This window comes from Achromobacter sp. 77 (assembly GCF_020541125.1).
GTDB classification, from domain to species: domain Bacteria; phylum Pseudomonadota; class Gammaproteobacteria; order Burkholderiales; family Burkholderiaceae_B; genus Achromobacter; species Achromobacter mucicolens.
Genome location: NZ_CP059848.1, coordinates 2,438,503 through 2,452,644 on the forward strand (window position 1 = coordinate 2,438,503; position 14,142 = coordinate 2,452,644).

General features: G+C 66.5%; 17 protein-coding genes. 9 read left to right on the top strand and 8 right to left on the bottom strand.

The annotated features are described in order from the left end of the window. Positions 1–2: 2 nt before the first annotated feature. The 7 genes from H4P35_RS11230 to H4P35_RS11260 all read left to right on the top strand — a co-directional run bounded on the left by H4P35_RS11230 (position 3) and on the right by H4P35_RS11260 (position 6,626). Positions 3–884: an ankyrin repeat domain-containing protein gene (locus tag H4P35_RS11230; RefSeq protein WP_226849052.1), complete on the top strand. Its 882-nt coding sequence runs from the start codon at positions 3–5 to the stop codon at positions 882–884. Between the two features lie 204 nt (positions 885–1,088). Beyond that, on the top strand, positions 1,089–1,829 hold the full coding sequence (locus tag H4P35_RS11235) for an IclR family transcriptional regulator (RefSeq protein WP_142055671.1): 741 nt from the start codon (positions 1,089–1,091) through the stop codon (positions 1,827–1,829). A gap of 55 nt (positions 1,830–1,884) precedes the next feature. Continuing rightward, the gene (locus H4P35_RS11240; protein ID WP_062841357.1) at positions 1,885–2,628 is read left to right on the top strand and encodes a transporter substrate-binding domain-containing protein; all 744 of its coding nucleotides are present in this window, start codon (positions 1,885–1,887) and stop codon (positions 2,626–2,628) included. Next, positions 2,625–3,293, top strand: a complete 669-nt coding sequence (locus H4P35_RS11245; RefSeq protein WP_056316867.1) for an amino acid ABC transporter permease — start codon at positions 2,625–2,627, stop codon at positions 3,291–3,293. Before H4P35_RS11240 ends, H4P35_RS11245 begins: the two co-directional genes overlap by 4 nt. After that, positions 3,290–4,078, top strand: coding sequence for an amino acid ABC transporter ATP-binding protein (locus tag H4P35_RS11250; RefSeq protein WP_056316871.1), 789 nt, complete (start codon positions 3,290–3,292; stop codon positions 4,076–4,078). Before H4P35_RS11245 ends, H4P35_RS11250 begins: the two co-directional genes overlap by 4 nt. Continuing rightward, positions 4,075–5,022 carry a formimidoylglutamase gene (gene hutG, locus H4P35_RS11255; protein ID WP_226849054.1) on the top strand — a complete coding sequence of 316 codons (948 nt, stop codon included), beginning with the start codon at positions 4,075–4,077 and terminating at the stop codon, positions 5,020–5,022. The genes H4P35_RS11250 and hutG overlap by 4 nt, the downstream gene beginning before the upstream one ends. Positions 5,023–5,336: 314 nt before the next feature. After that, the gene (locus H4P35_RS11260) at positions 5,337–6,626 is read left to right on the top strand and encodes a Glu/Leu/Phe/Val dehydrogenase (protein WP_226849056.1); all 1,290 of its coding nucleotides are present in this window, start codon (positions 5,337–5,339) and stop codon (positions 6,624–6,626) included. A 135-nt stretch (positions 6,627–6,761) separates the two neighbouring features. On the opposite strand, the gene H4P35_RS11265 is transcribed toward H4P35_RS11260, so the two are convergent. From H4P35_RS11265 to H4P35_RS11290, 6 genes are all read right to left on the bottom strand, one after another. Beyond that, positions 6,762–7,580, bottom strand: a complete 819-nt coding sequence (locus tag H4P35_RS11265) for an RsiV family protein (RefSeq protein ID WP_226849058.1) — start codon at positions 7,578–7,580, stop codon at positions 6,762–6,764. Between the two features lie 30 nt (positions 7,581–7,610). Beyond that, on the bottom strand, positions 7,611–8,387 hold the full coding sequence (locus H4P35_RS11270) for a biotin/lipoate A/B protein ligase family protein (protein WP_226849060.1): 777 nt from the start codon (positions 8,385–8,387) through the stop codon (positions 7,611–7,613). Further along, positions 8,384–8,659 carry a lipoate protein ligase C-terminal domain-containing protein gene (locus H4P35_RS11275; protein WP_056318682.1) on the bottom strand — a complete coding sequence of 92 codons (276 nt, stop codon included), beginning with the start codon at positions 8,657–8,659 and terminating at the stop codon, positions 8,384–8,386. Before H4P35_RS11275 ends, H4P35_RS11270 begins: the two co-directional genes overlap by 4 nt. A gap of 36 nt (positions 8,660–8,695) precedes the next feature. Next, positions 8,696–9,160, bottom strand: coding sequence for a GNAT family N-acetyltransferase (locus H4P35_RS11280; protein ID WP_056316881.1), 465 nt, complete (start codon positions 9,158–9,160; stop codon positions 8,696–8,698). Between the two features lie 17 nt (positions 9,161–9,177). After that, a complete protein-coding gene (locus H4P35_RS11285) occupies positions 9,178–9,879 on the bottom strand; it encodes a glutathione S-transferase N-terminal domain-containing protein (RefSeq protein ID WP_223575392.1) in 702 nt (233 codons plus the stop codon). A 138-nt stretch (positions 9,880–10,017) separates the two neighbouring features. Then, positions 10,018–10,923: a DMT family transporter gene (locus H4P35_RS11290; RefSeq protein ID WP_226849062.1), complete on the bottom strand. Its 906-nt coding sequence runs from the start codon at positions 10,921–10,923 to the stop codon at positions 10,018–10,020. A gap of 122 nt (positions 10,924–11,045) precedes the next feature. Here H4P35_RS11290 and H4P35_RS11295 point away from each other — a divergent pair, with 122 nt between their 5' ends. Continuing rightward, entirely contained in the window at positions 11,046–11,513 is a 468-nt protein-coding gene (locus H4P35_RS11295; RefSeq protein ID WP_056318685.1) for an Lrp/AsnC family transcriptional regulator, read from the top strand. Here the strand turns inward: H4P35_RS11295 and H4P35_RS11300 are convergent. Continuing rightward, positions 11,510–12,001: a glutathione peroxidase gene (locus H4P35_RS11300; RefSeq protein WP_180099267.1), complete on the bottom strand. Its 492-nt coding sequence runs from the start codon at positions 11,999–12,001 to the stop codon at positions 11,510–11,512. The genes H4P35_RS11295 and H4P35_RS11300 overlap by 4 nt on opposite strands. Before the next feature lie 161 nt (positions 12,002–12,162). Here H4P35_RS11300 and H4P35_RS11305 point away from each other — a divergent pair, with 161 nt between their 5' ends. Next, complete coding sequence (locus H4P35_RS11305) at positions 12,163–12,495, top strand: tetratricopeptide repeat protein (RefSeq protein WP_128828181.1); 333 nt, start codon at positions 12,163–12,165, stop codon at positions 12,493–12,495. On the opposite strand, the gene H4P35_RS11310 is transcribed toward H4P35_RS11305, so the two are convergent. Continuing rightward, positions 12,458–14,128 carry a PAS domain-containing methyl-accepting chemotaxis protein gene (locus tag H4P35_RS11310; RefSeq protein ID WP_226849064.1) on the bottom strand — a complete coding sequence of 557 codons (1,671 nt, stop codon included), beginning with the start codon at positions 14,126–14,128 and terminating at the stop codon, positions 12,458–12,460. The two genes, H4P35_RS11305 and H4P35_RS11310, sit on opposite strands and share 38 nt — an antisense overlap. Between the last annotated feature and the right edge of the window lie 14 nt (positions 14,129–14,142).

A 14,142-nucleotide genomic window follows, 5' to 3' on the forward strand; every position in this document is an offset into this window, starting at 1 on the left:
CCATGGCCATCCGCATCGCCTCCGCCCATAAAGCCCTTTTGACGTGCAGCCGCGCCGGCCTGCTTGCGCTGGCCATCGGTCTGGCCGCGCCGACCGCGCAGGCGGCCAATCCGGGCGACTGGTGGGTCTACGTCGCCAACGATTACCCCGACGACATCCGCGACCTGCTGGCGCAGGGGTCGGATCCCAACGTGCGCTACAAGAACGGCCAGCCGGCCATCATGCGCGCGGTCGTGGACAACGCCTGGAAGGTGTTTGACGTGCTCGCCGCGGACAAGCGCACCGACGTCAACGCCGAGAACCCGGCGGGCGAAACGCCGCTGATGTACCTGGCCATCGCCGGCCAGACCGAGCGCGCCAAGAAGCTGATCGCGCGTGGCGCGCAGGTCAACCGCCTGGGATGGACGCCGCTGCATTACGCGGCCTCCAAGGGGCAGATGGAAATGGCGCGACTGCTGCTCGCGAACAAGGCGATGGTAAACGCGCCGGCGCCCAATGGCGAGACGCCGCTCATGATGGCGGCGCTGTCTGGCCGCAAACCCATGGTCGAATTGCTGATCCGGGCCGGGGCCGACGTCACCACGCAGGACACGAAGGGGCAGGATGCGGCCGCGTGGGCGGCCACGGGCAAGTCGGAGTCGCTGGCCGCCGAGCTGACGGCCATGGCACAGAAGGAAGCGGACGCCAAGCGCAAACGCCGCGCGTCGGCGCAAGGGGCGCCGCAGGAGGCGGGCGCCGCTGTCACGGGCGCGGGGCAACCCGCCGAGGCGCCTGCGCCGGTCCCGGCACCCGCGCCGGCCGCCGCCGCGCCGGCATCTGGCGGCGGTGTGAAGGGTGTCTCCGGCGTCGGGCTGTCGGATTACGAGAAGCCGCCCGCGCCCTGATTCTCGGTCTCGTCCGTGATCTGCCCCGCGGTCTGACCCAGCCGCCGCAGACGCCACCGTTGCACCAAACCCGCCTCCCGGCGGGTTTTTTTGCGTCCGGATTTCGGGGTTTTCCCTTGTGATTCTCATTGGGTGGGAAAAAATATAAGCGAAACCGCCACAAATTGATAATCTCGCGTCCATATTGCTGGGAGTTGAGTCGTTATGTCGGAAACATCTGTCGGGGCGGGCGCGGATCGCGTCCTGTATGTGCTGGCCACCTTGGCCCGGCACGACGGCCCGCTCAGCATTGCCGCGCTGGCCGACAAGACGGGCCTGGCGCAAAGCACGCTGTACCGGCAGATTGCGCTCCTCAAGCGCTGGGGTTTTGTCGCCGAACACGACGGCGAGTACGGACCCGGGCCGCTGTGCGTGCAGCTTGCGTGGGGTTTTGACCAGTCGTCTTTCCTGATTCATGAGGCGCAGCCCGACATGGCTGCGCTTGCCGCATCGTCCGGCGAAACCATCGGACTGCTCGTCGCCGTGAAGGACCAGGCTGTGTGCCTGGACATGGTGGAAAGCCAGCATCCGCTGCGCTGCTCGTTCACCAAGGGCCGCGGACTGCCGCTGGCGCGGGGCGCGTCGGCCAAGTCGCTGCTGGCGTTCATGCCGCAGGCCCGGCTGCAGGCGGCGCTTGCCTACCTGGCCAACGAGGCCGCCGTGGATGCCGACCGGCTGGCGAGCGAGCTGGAGGCCATTCGCGACCAGGGCTATGCCGTGACCGACAGCGAAGTCGATGCCGGCGTCTGGGGCGTCAGCGTGCCGATCTTCCAGCGGCCGAATCAGGCCGTGGCCTCGATCACGCTGATGGCGCCGTCCACCCGCGCCGCGCAGCATCCCGACGCGCTGATCGACATGACCTTGGCAGCCGCCCGCCGCATCTCCGAACGCCTGAAGGCCGCCTGACGCCGCATTGCACACCCTCTTACCTCCCGTCGTACCCACTTCCATAGGACCCACCATGATGAATCGCCGCACTCTGCTGTCCGCCGCTCTGTCCCTGAGCCTCGCCTGCGCCGCTGGCGCCGCCCACGCCCAGGAAACGATCCGCGCCGTCACCGACGCCACCTTCCCGCCGATGGAGTTCGTCAAGGACGGCAAGCGCACCGGCTTTGACATCGAACTGGTCGAGGCGCTGGCCGGCGCGATGGGCAAGAAGATCGAGTGGATCGACATCGACTTCAAGGGCCTGATTCCCGCGCTGCAAGCCGGCCGCGCCGACATCGCGGTGTCGGCCATCTACATCACGCCCGAGCGCAGCAAGGTCGTCGACTTCACCGACCCGTACTACGCGGGCGGTCTGGTGGTTCTGACCAAGGCCGACGGTCCCATCAAGACGCTCAAGGATCTGGAAGGCCGCAAGGTGTCGGTGCAGGTCGGCACGAAGTCGGTGAACTACCTGAAGGAGCATTTCCCCAAGGTCCAGCGCGTGGAAGTCGAAAAGAACCAGGAGATGTTCAACCTGGTGCAGATCGGCCGCGCCGATGCCGCGGTGACGGGCAAGCCCGCCGCCAAGCTGTTCGCGCAAAGCACGAACGGCCTGACCGTGCTGAACGAGCAGATCACGACCGAGGACTACGGCATCGCCGTGCCCAAGAACAAGCCTGAGCTCACGCGCGACCTGAACGCCGCGCTGCAGAAGTTGAAGGCTGATGGCAGCTACCAGGCCATCGTCAACAAGTGGTTCGAGGCGCCCGCGAAATGAACCTGGATTTTTCTCCCGTCTTCGCCGACTTCGACGCGCTCTTGCGGGGCGCGGTGGTCACCATCGAGGTGACCGCCGGCGCCTTGCTGCTGGGCTGCGTGATGGGGCTGCTGGTCGGTATCGGCCGGCTCAACCCGCAGCGCCGCGTCATTTATCACCTGTGCAGCACTTATCTGCTGTTCTTTCGGGGCACGCCGCTGCTGGTGCAGCTTTTCATCTGGTTCTTCGGCCTGCCTCAGTTTGGCGTGACGCTGCCGGCGTTCGCCTGCGGCGTGCTGGGCCTGGGCATGTATTCCGGGGCCTACGTGTCGGAAATCGTGCGGGGCGCGATCCAGTCGGTGGATCGCGGCCAGACGGAGGCGGCGCGTTCGCTGGGCATGTCGTCCGGCCAGGCCATGCGCATCATCATCCTGCCGCAGGCGGTGGTGCGCATGATCCCGCCGCTGGGCAACGAGTTCATCGCACTAATCAAGAACTCCGCGCTGGTGTCGCTGTTGACCATTCACGATCTGATGCACGAAGGGCAGAAGATCATCAGCGTGTCTTACCGCTCGCTGGAAACCTACCTGGTGGTGGCATTGATCTATCTGGCCCTGACCACGATCGCCATGGTGATTTTGCGCAAGATCGAACATCACCTGCGCGCTGGAGGAATGGTGCAATGAGCCTCGTCATCGAAGGGCAGGAAATGATCCGCATCCGCGGCCTGCATAAATCCTACGGCGATCACGCCGTCCTGCGCGGCATCGATTTCGATGTGCTGAAGTCGCAAGTGGTCGTGGTCATCGGACCCAGCGGGTCGGGCAAGAGCACCTTGCTGCGTTGCTGCAACGGCCTTGAAGTGGCGCAGCGCGGCACCGTGGACATCTGCGGCCAGACACTGCAGGACAACGGCGCGCTGTTGCCGGAGGCCGAGCTGAACGCGTTGCGCACGCAGGTGGGCATGGTGTTCCAGGGCTTCAATCTGTTCCCGCACCTGTCGGTGCTGGACAACGTGACGGTCGGCCCGCGCACGCTGCTCGGCATGGGCCGCGAAGAGGCCAATGGGCTGGCCGCGGACCTTCTCAACAAGGTGGGCCTGTCGCAGAAAATGGCGGCCATGCCCGCCAGCCTGTCGGGCGGCCAGAAGCAGCGTGTGGCCATCGCACGCGCGCTTGCCATGCAACCGCAGGTCATGCTGTTCGACGAGCCGACCTCGGCGCTGGACCCGGAATTGGTGGGCGAAGTGCTGCAGGTCATGAAGCTCTTGGCCCGCGAAGGCATGACCATGATGGTCGTGACCCACGAAATGGGTTTTGCCCGCGACGTGGCCGACGTGGTGGCCGTGATGGACGGCGGCGTGATCCTGGAGTCCGGTCCGCCGGACGTGATCTTCACCCAACCACGCGAGGCCCGCACCCGCGAGTTCCTGCAGGCGGTGCTGAGCGCGAGTCCGGGGGCGGCAGCATGAACGCATCGCAACTGGACAAGAGCGTGTGGAAGGCGCGCGACGACAGCGCCGAGCAAGGCGACACCCGCCGGCTGGCGCATATCGTCGAGCCCGAAGCGGGGCAGGGCGAAATGGGCGAAGCCGTGCTGCTGGGCTTTGCCTGCGATGCGGGCGTGGCGCGCAACCAGGGGCGCGTGGGCGCCACAGCGGGGCCGGCCGGTATCCGCAAGTACCTGGCGGGCCTGCCGGCGCACGGTCTGACGCGCCTGCTGGATGCCGGCGACGTCGAATGCCACGGCGACAAGCTGGAGGACGCACAGGAGCGCCTGGGCTTGCGTCTGGCCGAACTGATGGGCCGGGGCGCCCGGCCTGTCGTGCTGGGCGGCGGGCATGAAATCGCCTGGGGCAGTTTCCAGGGGTTGGCCCGCTGGCTGGATGCGCGCGGCGACGCCGGCGCCGTGCTGGTCCTGAACCTGGACGCGCACTTCGATCTGCGTACGGGCCGTCCCGGCAGTTCTGGGACGCCGTTCGACCAGATTGCGGCAGACAGCGAGGCGCGCGGGCGCGAACTGCAATACGCCTGCCTGGGCGTCTCGCAGCTGGCCAACACGCCCGCCCTGTACGCCCGCGCCGCGGAAATCGGCGCCGTGTGGGTCGAAGACCGGGACATGCAGGAGCGCCATCTTGAGGCGCGGCTGGCCGACGTGGATGGGTTGCTGGCCAAGGCGCAGCACGTGTATCTGACGATCGACCTGGACGTGCTGCCCGCGGGGGTGATGCCGGGGGTGTCCGCGCCGGCGCCTTACGGGGTGCCGATGGCGGTGGTCGAGGAAATCGTTTTGCGTGTCAAAGCCAGCGGCAAGCTGCGGCTGGCCGACCTGGCGGAATTCAACCCCAAGTTCGACGTCGACGGCCATGGCGCGCGGGCGGCGGCGCGTCTGGCCTGGCAGTTGTTGTCGGCGTGATTCGGAAGCGGTGTCTGACACCCTTGTTGCGATGGTGCAGGCTGTAGACCGTCTCACCAGGGTGTCAGACACCGGGGCAGATGCAGGGCGGATCCTCTTTGCGAGGGCCGCCCTTTTTTATCGGCCGTGGCGTCCCGCGCAGGCTGGACGCGCCCGGTTTCGCGGCTTAGGATAGGTGCAGCTTCCGGCCCCGCCTGCGACCCGTTCGGTATCCGCAACACCTATGCGTCCCTATTTAAAAAATTTAGACTTTAAATGGGGACGGTATTAGTTTCGTGGATAAAATGGCGCAACTTTGTCAGGAGAGCATGCCCATGTCTCAAACTCCCACCCATGCCTTGCCGTCGTATCTGAATCCCGAGGACCTCGGCCCTTGGGGTAATTACCTGCAACAAGTCGACCGGGTCACGCCGTACCTCGGTTCCCTGAGCCGGTGGGTCGAGACGCTGAAGCGTCCGAAGCGCTCGCTGATCGTCGATGTGCCGATCGAACTGGACAACGGCACCATCGCCCACTTCGAGGGCTACCGCGTGCAGCACAACGTGTCGCGCGGTCCGGGCAAGGGCGGGGTGCGTTTCCACCAGGACGTCACGCTGTCCGAAGTGATGGCGCTGGCGGCCTGGATGTCGGTCAAGAACGCCGCAGTCAACCTGCCGTACGGCGGCGCCAAGGGCGGCATCCGTGTCGATCCGCGCAAGCTCTCCGCGTCGGAACTCGAACGCATGACCCGCCGCTACACCAGCGAGATCGGCGTCATCATCGGACCGTCCAAGGACATTCCCGCGCCTGACGTGAATACCAACGCCCAGACGATGGCCTGGATGATGGACACGTACTCCATGAACGAAGGCGCCACCGCCACGGGCGTGGTCACGGGCAAGCCGATCGCGCTGGGCGGCAGCCTGGGCCGCGTCGAAGCCACGGGCCGCGGCGTGTTCGTCGTGGCGTGCGAAGCCGCGCGTGACAGGAACATCGATGTGGCCGGCGCACGCGTTGTCGTGCAAGGCTTTGGCAACGTGGGCGGCACCGCCGCCCGCCTGTTCCACGAGGCCGGCGCCAAGGTCATCGCCGCGCAGGACCACACCGGCACCGTGCACAACCCGGCCGGCCTGGACGTGCACAAGCTGCTGTCGCATGTGTCGCAAACCGGCGGCGTGGGCGGCTTCTCGGGTGGCCAGGCGCTGGACAAGAACGAGTTCTGGACGCTGGAAACCGAGTTCCTGATCCCGGCAGCCCTGGAAAGCCAGATCACGGTCGACAATGCCGCCAAGGTTCGCGCCAAGATCGTCGTGGAAGGCGCCAACGGCCCGACCACGCCGGAAGCGGACGACATCCTTGCCGAGAACGGCGTGTACGTGGTGCCCGACGTGCTGGCCAACGCCGGTGGCGTGACGGTCAGCTACTTCGAGTGGGTGCAGGACTTCTCCAGCTTCTTCTGGAGCGAGGAAGAGATCAACCAGCGCCTCGAGCGCCTGATGCGCGAAGCCTATGCGTCGGTGGCGCAGGTGTCGCGCGAGCACAAGGTGACGCTGCGTACCGCCGCGTTCATCGTGGCGTGCACGCGCATCCTGCAGGCCCGCCAGGTGCGCGGCCTGTACCCGTAAAGACTGAATCGGCATGGCGCCTTCGCGGGTGCGATGCCGGAATCGCTCCGCAAGGGGCGATTCCTATTTGTGGTGATGAAAAATGCCGGGCAGATGCTCGGCATTTTCACGTCAAGACCCAGTCCCGCAGCGCCTTCACGATGCCGGCAGCAGTTCCGGCTTCAGGATGCCTCGCAGATCCTGGTACGAAATCGTCAGCTCCGGCTCGCCGTGCGAATACGGCGCGATCGAGTAGGCGTCGTACTTGACCACGATGCCATCGCGCGTGATCGCGAAGTTGTCGCTTTCCTGGAAGGGCCACATCTTGTTGTAGGCCGCCGGGTCGCGCTTGGCATCGGGGTTGCCCGTCAGCCATTTCGCGTGCGCGCGCTGCAACGCGGCGACGTATTCGGCGCGGCGTCCCGGGATCAGGGCTTCGTCCAGGCTCATGACGCGGCCGCGGCTGCGTTCCCAGTTCAGGTACTGGGTGGCCGGGATGCCGTGCGCGGCGCCGGTCAGATACTGTTCCGTGTGCAGTTCGACGGCGACGATGTCGCCCACCGTGTCCTTCACGCTGGCCTTGAAGTAGGTCGCGTCACGCGGGCGCGCCGTGGACCAGAAATACTGCGTGTATTCCGACAGCGTCTCGTAGGGGCCGCGGCGATTGGCGTCGGTGCCGGTCATGTAGGCAAGCACGTGGTCCACCAGCGCGGTCAGTTTCGGGATGCCCGGAAACGCCACACTGTCGATTTCGATGCGCGGGCAGTCGCCTTCGCAGCCCGGCTTGCTGGCCGCCCATTTGATGCGTTCGGTGGACAGGTCGCCCACCTTTTCCGGCGTGGCCGAAGACGAGGCATCGGGCGTTGCCAGGGTGATGTTCGAGGTGGGCGTGCTGCCGCAGCCGGCCAGGGCCAGCAGGGCGGCGCCCAGGATCAGACCGCGTATCGCGCCAGCCGGCGTGAAGCTGCGATTCATGCAATTACCTCCAGAAAACGCAAGGCGCCGTCAGGGCACGACGCCTGTCCAGTCGGCGCGGGAGAATTTTTCGTCCGCCTGCGCCTGCGCGCGCGCCAACGTTTCCGCGCCCACGCTACCCGGGGTCAGACGATGCAGCCCGGCAAAAGTTTCCACCATGCGGTCGATGATGACCTCGCGCGCCAGACCTGTCTGCGTGCGCAGCGGATCGACGCGCTTCTTGGCGCTGGTGGTGCCCTTGTCGGAGAGCTTCTCGCGCCCAATGCGCAGGACCTCGACCATCTTGTCGGCGTCGATATCGTAGGACATGGTGACGTGATGCAGCACGGCGCCGGCGCGGCGGGCCTGCGCGGCGCCGCCGATCTTGCCGATGTCGGAGGCGATGTCGTTGAGCGGCTGATACCAGGCCTTGATGCCCAGGCCCTGCAGCGCGGTCAGCACCCAGGCGTCCAGGAAGGCATACGACTCCTGGAAGCTCATGCCGTGGACCAGCGCCTGCGGCGCGCTCAGCGAATACGTAATGGAGTTGCCCGGCTCGATGAACATCGCGCCGCCGCCGCTCACGCGGCGCACCACTTCGATGCCGTGGCGCTTGGCGCCGTCCGGATCGACTTCGTTCTTCAGGGATTGAAAGCGGCCGATCACGACGGCCGGCGCGGACCATTCCCAGATGCGCAGGGTGGGCGGGCGCTGGCCGGCGCCAACTTCGTCGGTGATGACGGCGTCCAGCGCCATGTGCAGCGCGGGCGGCTGCGGGCCTTCGTGGATCAGCTGCCAGTCGTAATCGTTCCAGTCGGTGCGGCTCATGCCAGCGCCCTCCGCAGCACCACGGCGATGGCTTCGGCGGAGAATCCGAACATCTCGGCGTCGGCCGGCAGGGCCGATTGCACGGCAACCGCCAGCTCCAGTTCGCCGGCGTCCGCGGGCATGCCGTTCAGGCCGCGGTTGATGGCTTCCAGCGCCTCGGGCGGTTCAAGGAAAAAGTCGCCGCTGATGCGCACGTCGGCCAGGCGGCCATCGCGCACTTCCAGGTCCGCGACGACCAGCTTGCCGCCGGGGACTTTGTATTCGCCATGCAAAGGCATTGGGCGCTCCTTTCAAATCAGAATCAGACGTTACAGGCTGAGCTTCATGCCGTCATGGCTGGCCTTGAAACCCAGGCTTTCATAGAACCGGCGCGCATCGGGGCGCGCGCGGTCGGTGGTGAGCTGGACCAGTTCGCAGCCCTGGATCCGGCATTGTTCGATTGCCCATTCGAACATGGCGTGGCCCAGTCCCGCGCCGCGAAACGCCGAGGCGATGCGCACGCTTTCGATCTGGCCCCGCCACATCCCCCGCCGCGACAGGCCGGGTATGAACGATAACTGCAAACAGCCCGCCAGTTGTGAATCCTGCTCAACCACGGCGAGGAATTGGTTGGAATCCTGCTCGATGGCCTCGAAGGCGGCAAGGTAGCGCGGGTTCAGCGGGACCGAGGCGTCCTCGCGGCCTGCGCCCAGGTCGTCATCGGCCAGCATGGCCACGATGGCGGGCAGATCGGCCGCGCGTGCGCGGCGAAAAACGCGTTGCGGGGCGGTCATGGCGTGCTCCTTCCTGGTCAGCGGGCGACGTTCTGGGCGGTCTGGCCGAACAGGATGCGGCGCGACGCTTCGTCGTTGACCGACGGGGTGGTGTTGATGGTGTCGGCCAGCGCGTACGCGCGTTGCGTCGCCGGACGCGCGCCGATGGCTTCGAACCAGCGCTTGAGGTGCGGAAATTCGTTCAGGTCCTGGCTTTGCTTGGCGTGCGGCACGATCCACGGGTAGGCCGCCATGTCGGCGATGGAATAGTCGCCCGCGACGAACTCGCGGTCGGCCAGGCGCTTGTTCAGCACGCCGTACAGGCGATTGGTTTCCTTGACGTAGCGCTCGATCGCGTAGGTGATGCGTTCCTGCGCGTAGCCGGAAAAGTGGTGGTTCTGGCCGGCCATGGGGCCCAGGCCGCCCATCTGCCAGAAGAGCCACTGCGACACTTCGGCGCGCCCGCGCACGTCGGCGGGCAGGAACTTGCCGGTCTTCTCGGCCAGGTATTGCAGGATGGCGCCGGATTCAAACAACGAGATCGGCGCACCGCCGTCGGCGGGCGCGTGGTCCACGATGGCGGGGATGCGGTTGTTGGGCGCGATGGCCAGGAATTCGGGCTTGAATTGGTCGCCGCGGCCGATGTTGACCGGGTGGATCTTGTAGGGCAGGCCAGTTTCTTCGAGGAACAGCGTGATCTTGTGGCCGTTGGGGGTCGTCCAGTAATAGAGATCGATCATGAGGGTGTCCTGTGTGTCATGGCGCCGCGGGCAAGCGCCCGCGGATGGAAGGGCCATGATAGCGGCGCACACCGGACGGATGCCTGAATAACCGGGGGGCGGATGCGGGTTTCCGCGCAGGGCCCCGGCGTCCTTGGGTCAGACCGCGCCAGGACGCGGGCTGCGCGGCAGCCGCCACGTCCAGTTCAGGCTGACTGCGGCGGCGGCCAGGAATATCAGCGCCACGCCCGCGATCTGCGAGGCGTCCATGCGGTGGCCGTAGACCACGAAGTCGAGCAGGATGGCGACGGCCGGATAGATGAAGCTGAGCGCCGCGGTGGACGTGGTGGGCAGCTTCTGGATGGCCGAGTACATCAGGATGTACATGAGGCACGTGTGGATGAGGCCCAGCGCCACCAGGTATCCCCATTGCACAGGCTGGGCGGGCAGGGCATTGAAGTCGGCCATCGGCAGCAGCATCACCGCGCCCAGCGTCACCTGCACCAGCGCCAGCACCTGCGGGGGGATGCCCTTCAGGCGCTTTACGATGATGGCGGTGATGCCGTACAACGCCGCTGCGCCGAGGCCCAGCATCAGACCCGTCAGATAGGCGCCGCCGCCCGCCGCGCCGCCATCGCCCAGACGCAGCACCAGCAGCAGGCCGGCGAACGCGACGAGGGACCACGCCACCTTGCCGCGCGAGGGGCGCTCGCCCAGGAACAGCACGCCCAGCCCGATCAGGAAGAACGGCTGCACGTTGTAGACCGCGGTGGCCAGCGAAATGGACGCCAGCCGATAGGCCGAGAACAGCAGCACCCAGTTCAGCACCAGCGCGGCGCCGGCGGCCAGCGCCAGGGCCAGCGTTTTCGGGGTAAAAAGTCCCGGCTTGAGCAGGCCGCGCGCCCAGCCGTACAGAAAGAGCGACAGGGCGCCGAACACGCAGCGAAAGAATACGACGTTCCAGGCGCTTTGCCCGGACTCCAGAACGAAGACGCCGAGCGTGCCCGACAGGGTCATGGCGGCCGCCATCTGCGCGAGGCCCGTGCGTTCGGTCGAGGGGATCATGGTGGTTCTCCAAAGGCCATCTGGCCAGGAATTCGATGGAGAAATTATCCCAGGCGGTTTCGTCCGCTTATATGATGTTGCCGTGGCACTTTCGCGATTCAACCTTGCTTTGGGTGGAATTTATGCAGAACGACCTAAAAAATGAAAGTCCGGTTTTAGATGGGATCGACCGCCGCCTCGTGGAGATGCTGTCTGCCAATGCGCGCACCACCACGGCTGACCTGGCGCGGCAGGTGGGCATGTCGGCGCCCAGCGTCGCCGACCGCATGCGGCGGCTCGAGGAATCCGGCGTGATTCGCGCATACACGCTGGACGTGGATCCGGTGGCGCTGGGTTATTCGCTGGAGGCCGTTGTGCGCATCCGGCCGTTGCCCGGGCAGTTGCGCCATGTCGAGGGCCTGATCCAGCAGATTCCGGAATTCGTGGAGTGCGACAAGGTAACGGGCGATGATTGCTTCATCGCCCGCATGGTGCTCCGGTCCATCACGCACCTGGACGGCATTCTGGAGCGGGTGACCGAATTTGCCGAAACCAACACCGCCATCGTCAAGTCGCACACGGTGCGCCGGCGGCTGCCGCCGCTGCGTTAGACGGGGGCGGACAGGGCCGCGGTGATGTCGTCGCGCAGGCTGGCCGGCGTGTCGGTGGGCGCGTAGCGCTTGATCACGCGGCCGTCGCGCCCGACCAAAAACTTGGTGAAGTTCCACTTGATGCCTTCGGTGCCGAAGACGCCCGGCTTTTCGCCCTTGAGCCATTGGTACAGCGGGTGGGCGTTCGGGCCGTTGACATCGATCTTGGCAAAGAGCGGAAAGGTGATGTCGTACTGGGTGCTGCAGAAATTGCGGATCTCGGCCTCGTCGCCGGGCTCCTGGTGGCCGAACTGGTCGCACGGAAAACCGAGCACGGTCAGGCCGTCGTCGTGGAACGCGCGGTAGAGCTCTTCCAGACCAGCATACTGCGGCGTGAACCCGCATTTGGAGGCAACGTTCACCACCAGCAGCACGCGGCCGCGGTACATCTCTAGGGACTGCTGCGTGCCGTCGATGGCGCGGACGGAGAAATCATGGATTGTGCTCATGCGGGCTCCTGGAATCGGGCGTCGTCCGCGCATCGGCGCGGGCGTTGGGGCAGACTTGGGAGTGTAGCGCCGCAGACGCGCGTGGGGGCTTTGCGGCACCGCGGCAGCGCCCGGCCTATGATGCGGTTTACCGAAGACGCTGGAAAGAAAGGAGCCGCCGCATGGAAGGAATGATCGAGCGACTGGAGGCGATGCTGGCCAAGGGCACCGACAATCTGCTGCTGCGGTTTTCACTTGGCAAGGCCTACGCCGAGCAGGAACGCTTTGCCGAGGCCTGCACCCATCTGCGCGCGGCGCTGGCCTTCGATCCCACGTATTCGGTCGCCTGGAAATGGCTGGGCAAGGCCTGCCTCGGGCTGAATGATAAGCCCGGCGCCCGCGCCGCCTGGGAATCCGGACTGGCGGCGGCCCAGGCGCGGGGAGATCAGCAGGTCGTCAAGGAATTGCAGGTGTTCATCAAGCGCCTGGACAAGGAAGCGGCCGCGGGCGCCTGAGGCTTTCGGGGTTCCCTGGCAGTGCCGCGGCCGGAGCCGGTGCGCTGGCCACGCGGAAGACCTCGATGGCGTGGCGCAGGCGGGCGCCATCCGTGCGCAGGTTGGCAACCGCCTTGGCGGCCTGTTCGACGCGCGCGGCGTTGCCCTGCGCGGCGCTGTCGGTTTCCGAGATGCTGCGGCTGACCGTGTCGATACCCGCGTGCTGGTCGGTCGAGGTGGCGGCAATCTCGTTGATGATGCGCGTGACCTTCTGCACGGATTCCACGATATCGCGCATGCTGGCGCCGGCCCGCTCGACGTGCCGCACGCCTTCGCCGACGCGCGCGTCCGAGCTTTCGATCAGCGCCTTGATCTCGCGGGCGGCGGTGGCGCTTTTCTGGGCAAGGCTGCGCACTTCGCTTGCGACCACCGCGAATCCCTTGCCCGCCTCGCCGGCGCGCGCGGCTTCGACGGCGGCATTCAGCGCAAGGATGTTGGTCTGGAAGGCAATGCCGTCGATGATGCCGACAACCTCGGCGATGCGGGACGAGCTTTGGACGATGCCTTGCATGGCGTGCGCGGCCTCGTCGACCACATTGCCGCCCCGCTTGGCCAGGTCGCTGGCCTGGTTTGCCATGGCGTCGGCATCCTGCGCGTTGGCGGCATTTTGCCTCACGGTGACGGCCAATTGCGCCATGCTGGCCGCCGCCTGTTCCAGCGACGCCGCCTGGCGCCCGGTGTGGGCCGAGAGGTCGGCGTTGCCCTCCGCGATGTCGGCGGCCGACTGCAGGGCGTTCTCGATGCCGCCGTGCACGTCGCGCGTGATGCTGACCAGGCTTTTACGCATGACTTCCAGGGAAAACTTCAGCTCGCCGATCTCGTCCCCGGTCAGGGCGCCGGGCAGCGGTGTGCTCAGGTTGCCCGCGGCGATCTGGCGCGTGAAGTCGGTGGCCGCGCCCAGCAGCCCGGCGATGGCGCGCGCAAAGCCCCAGCCCGACGCGAAGATCAGTGCGACGCCACCCGCGGTCAGCGCCACGGCCGCGGCCAGGGCGCTGCTGCTCAGGCGGTCGTGCATGCCGTAGATGGCCGCGCCGGCCGCGCCGATGAACAGCGAGGCGGACAGCACCGCCCACGCCAAGAGGCGCGACCGCACGCCGGTCAGGCGCCAGCGTTTGAGCCGCGCCAGGACGCCGCGCACCCCCGCCGGTTTGACCTGACCGCCGCACAGCCGGGTGCCGCGCGCCGTGCCCAGACGCAGGCTGGCATAAACGGCTTCGGCCGTTTCGATCTGCTGGCGGGTCGGCTTGACCCGCACCGAGGCATAACAGACGGTGGTGCCGCGTTCCACGATGGGCGTGACGTTGGCCAGCACCCAATAGAAGCCGCCGTCCTTGCGGCGGTTCTTGACCATGCCTGTCCACGACTCGCCGCGCTGGATGGTGCCCCAGAGGTCTTCGAAGGCGGCCGGCGGCATGTCGGGATGGCGCACGATGTTGTGAGGCGCGCCGACCAGTTCCTCGCGTGAAAAGCCGCTTGCGTGAACAAACGCCGGATTGGCGTAGATGATCCGGCCCCGCGAGTCCGTGCGGGAGATCAGGTATTGCTCGTCGCGGAGTACGTATTCCGTGTCGTTGACCGGCTGGTTGTTGCGCATGCGTCGCTCGTCCT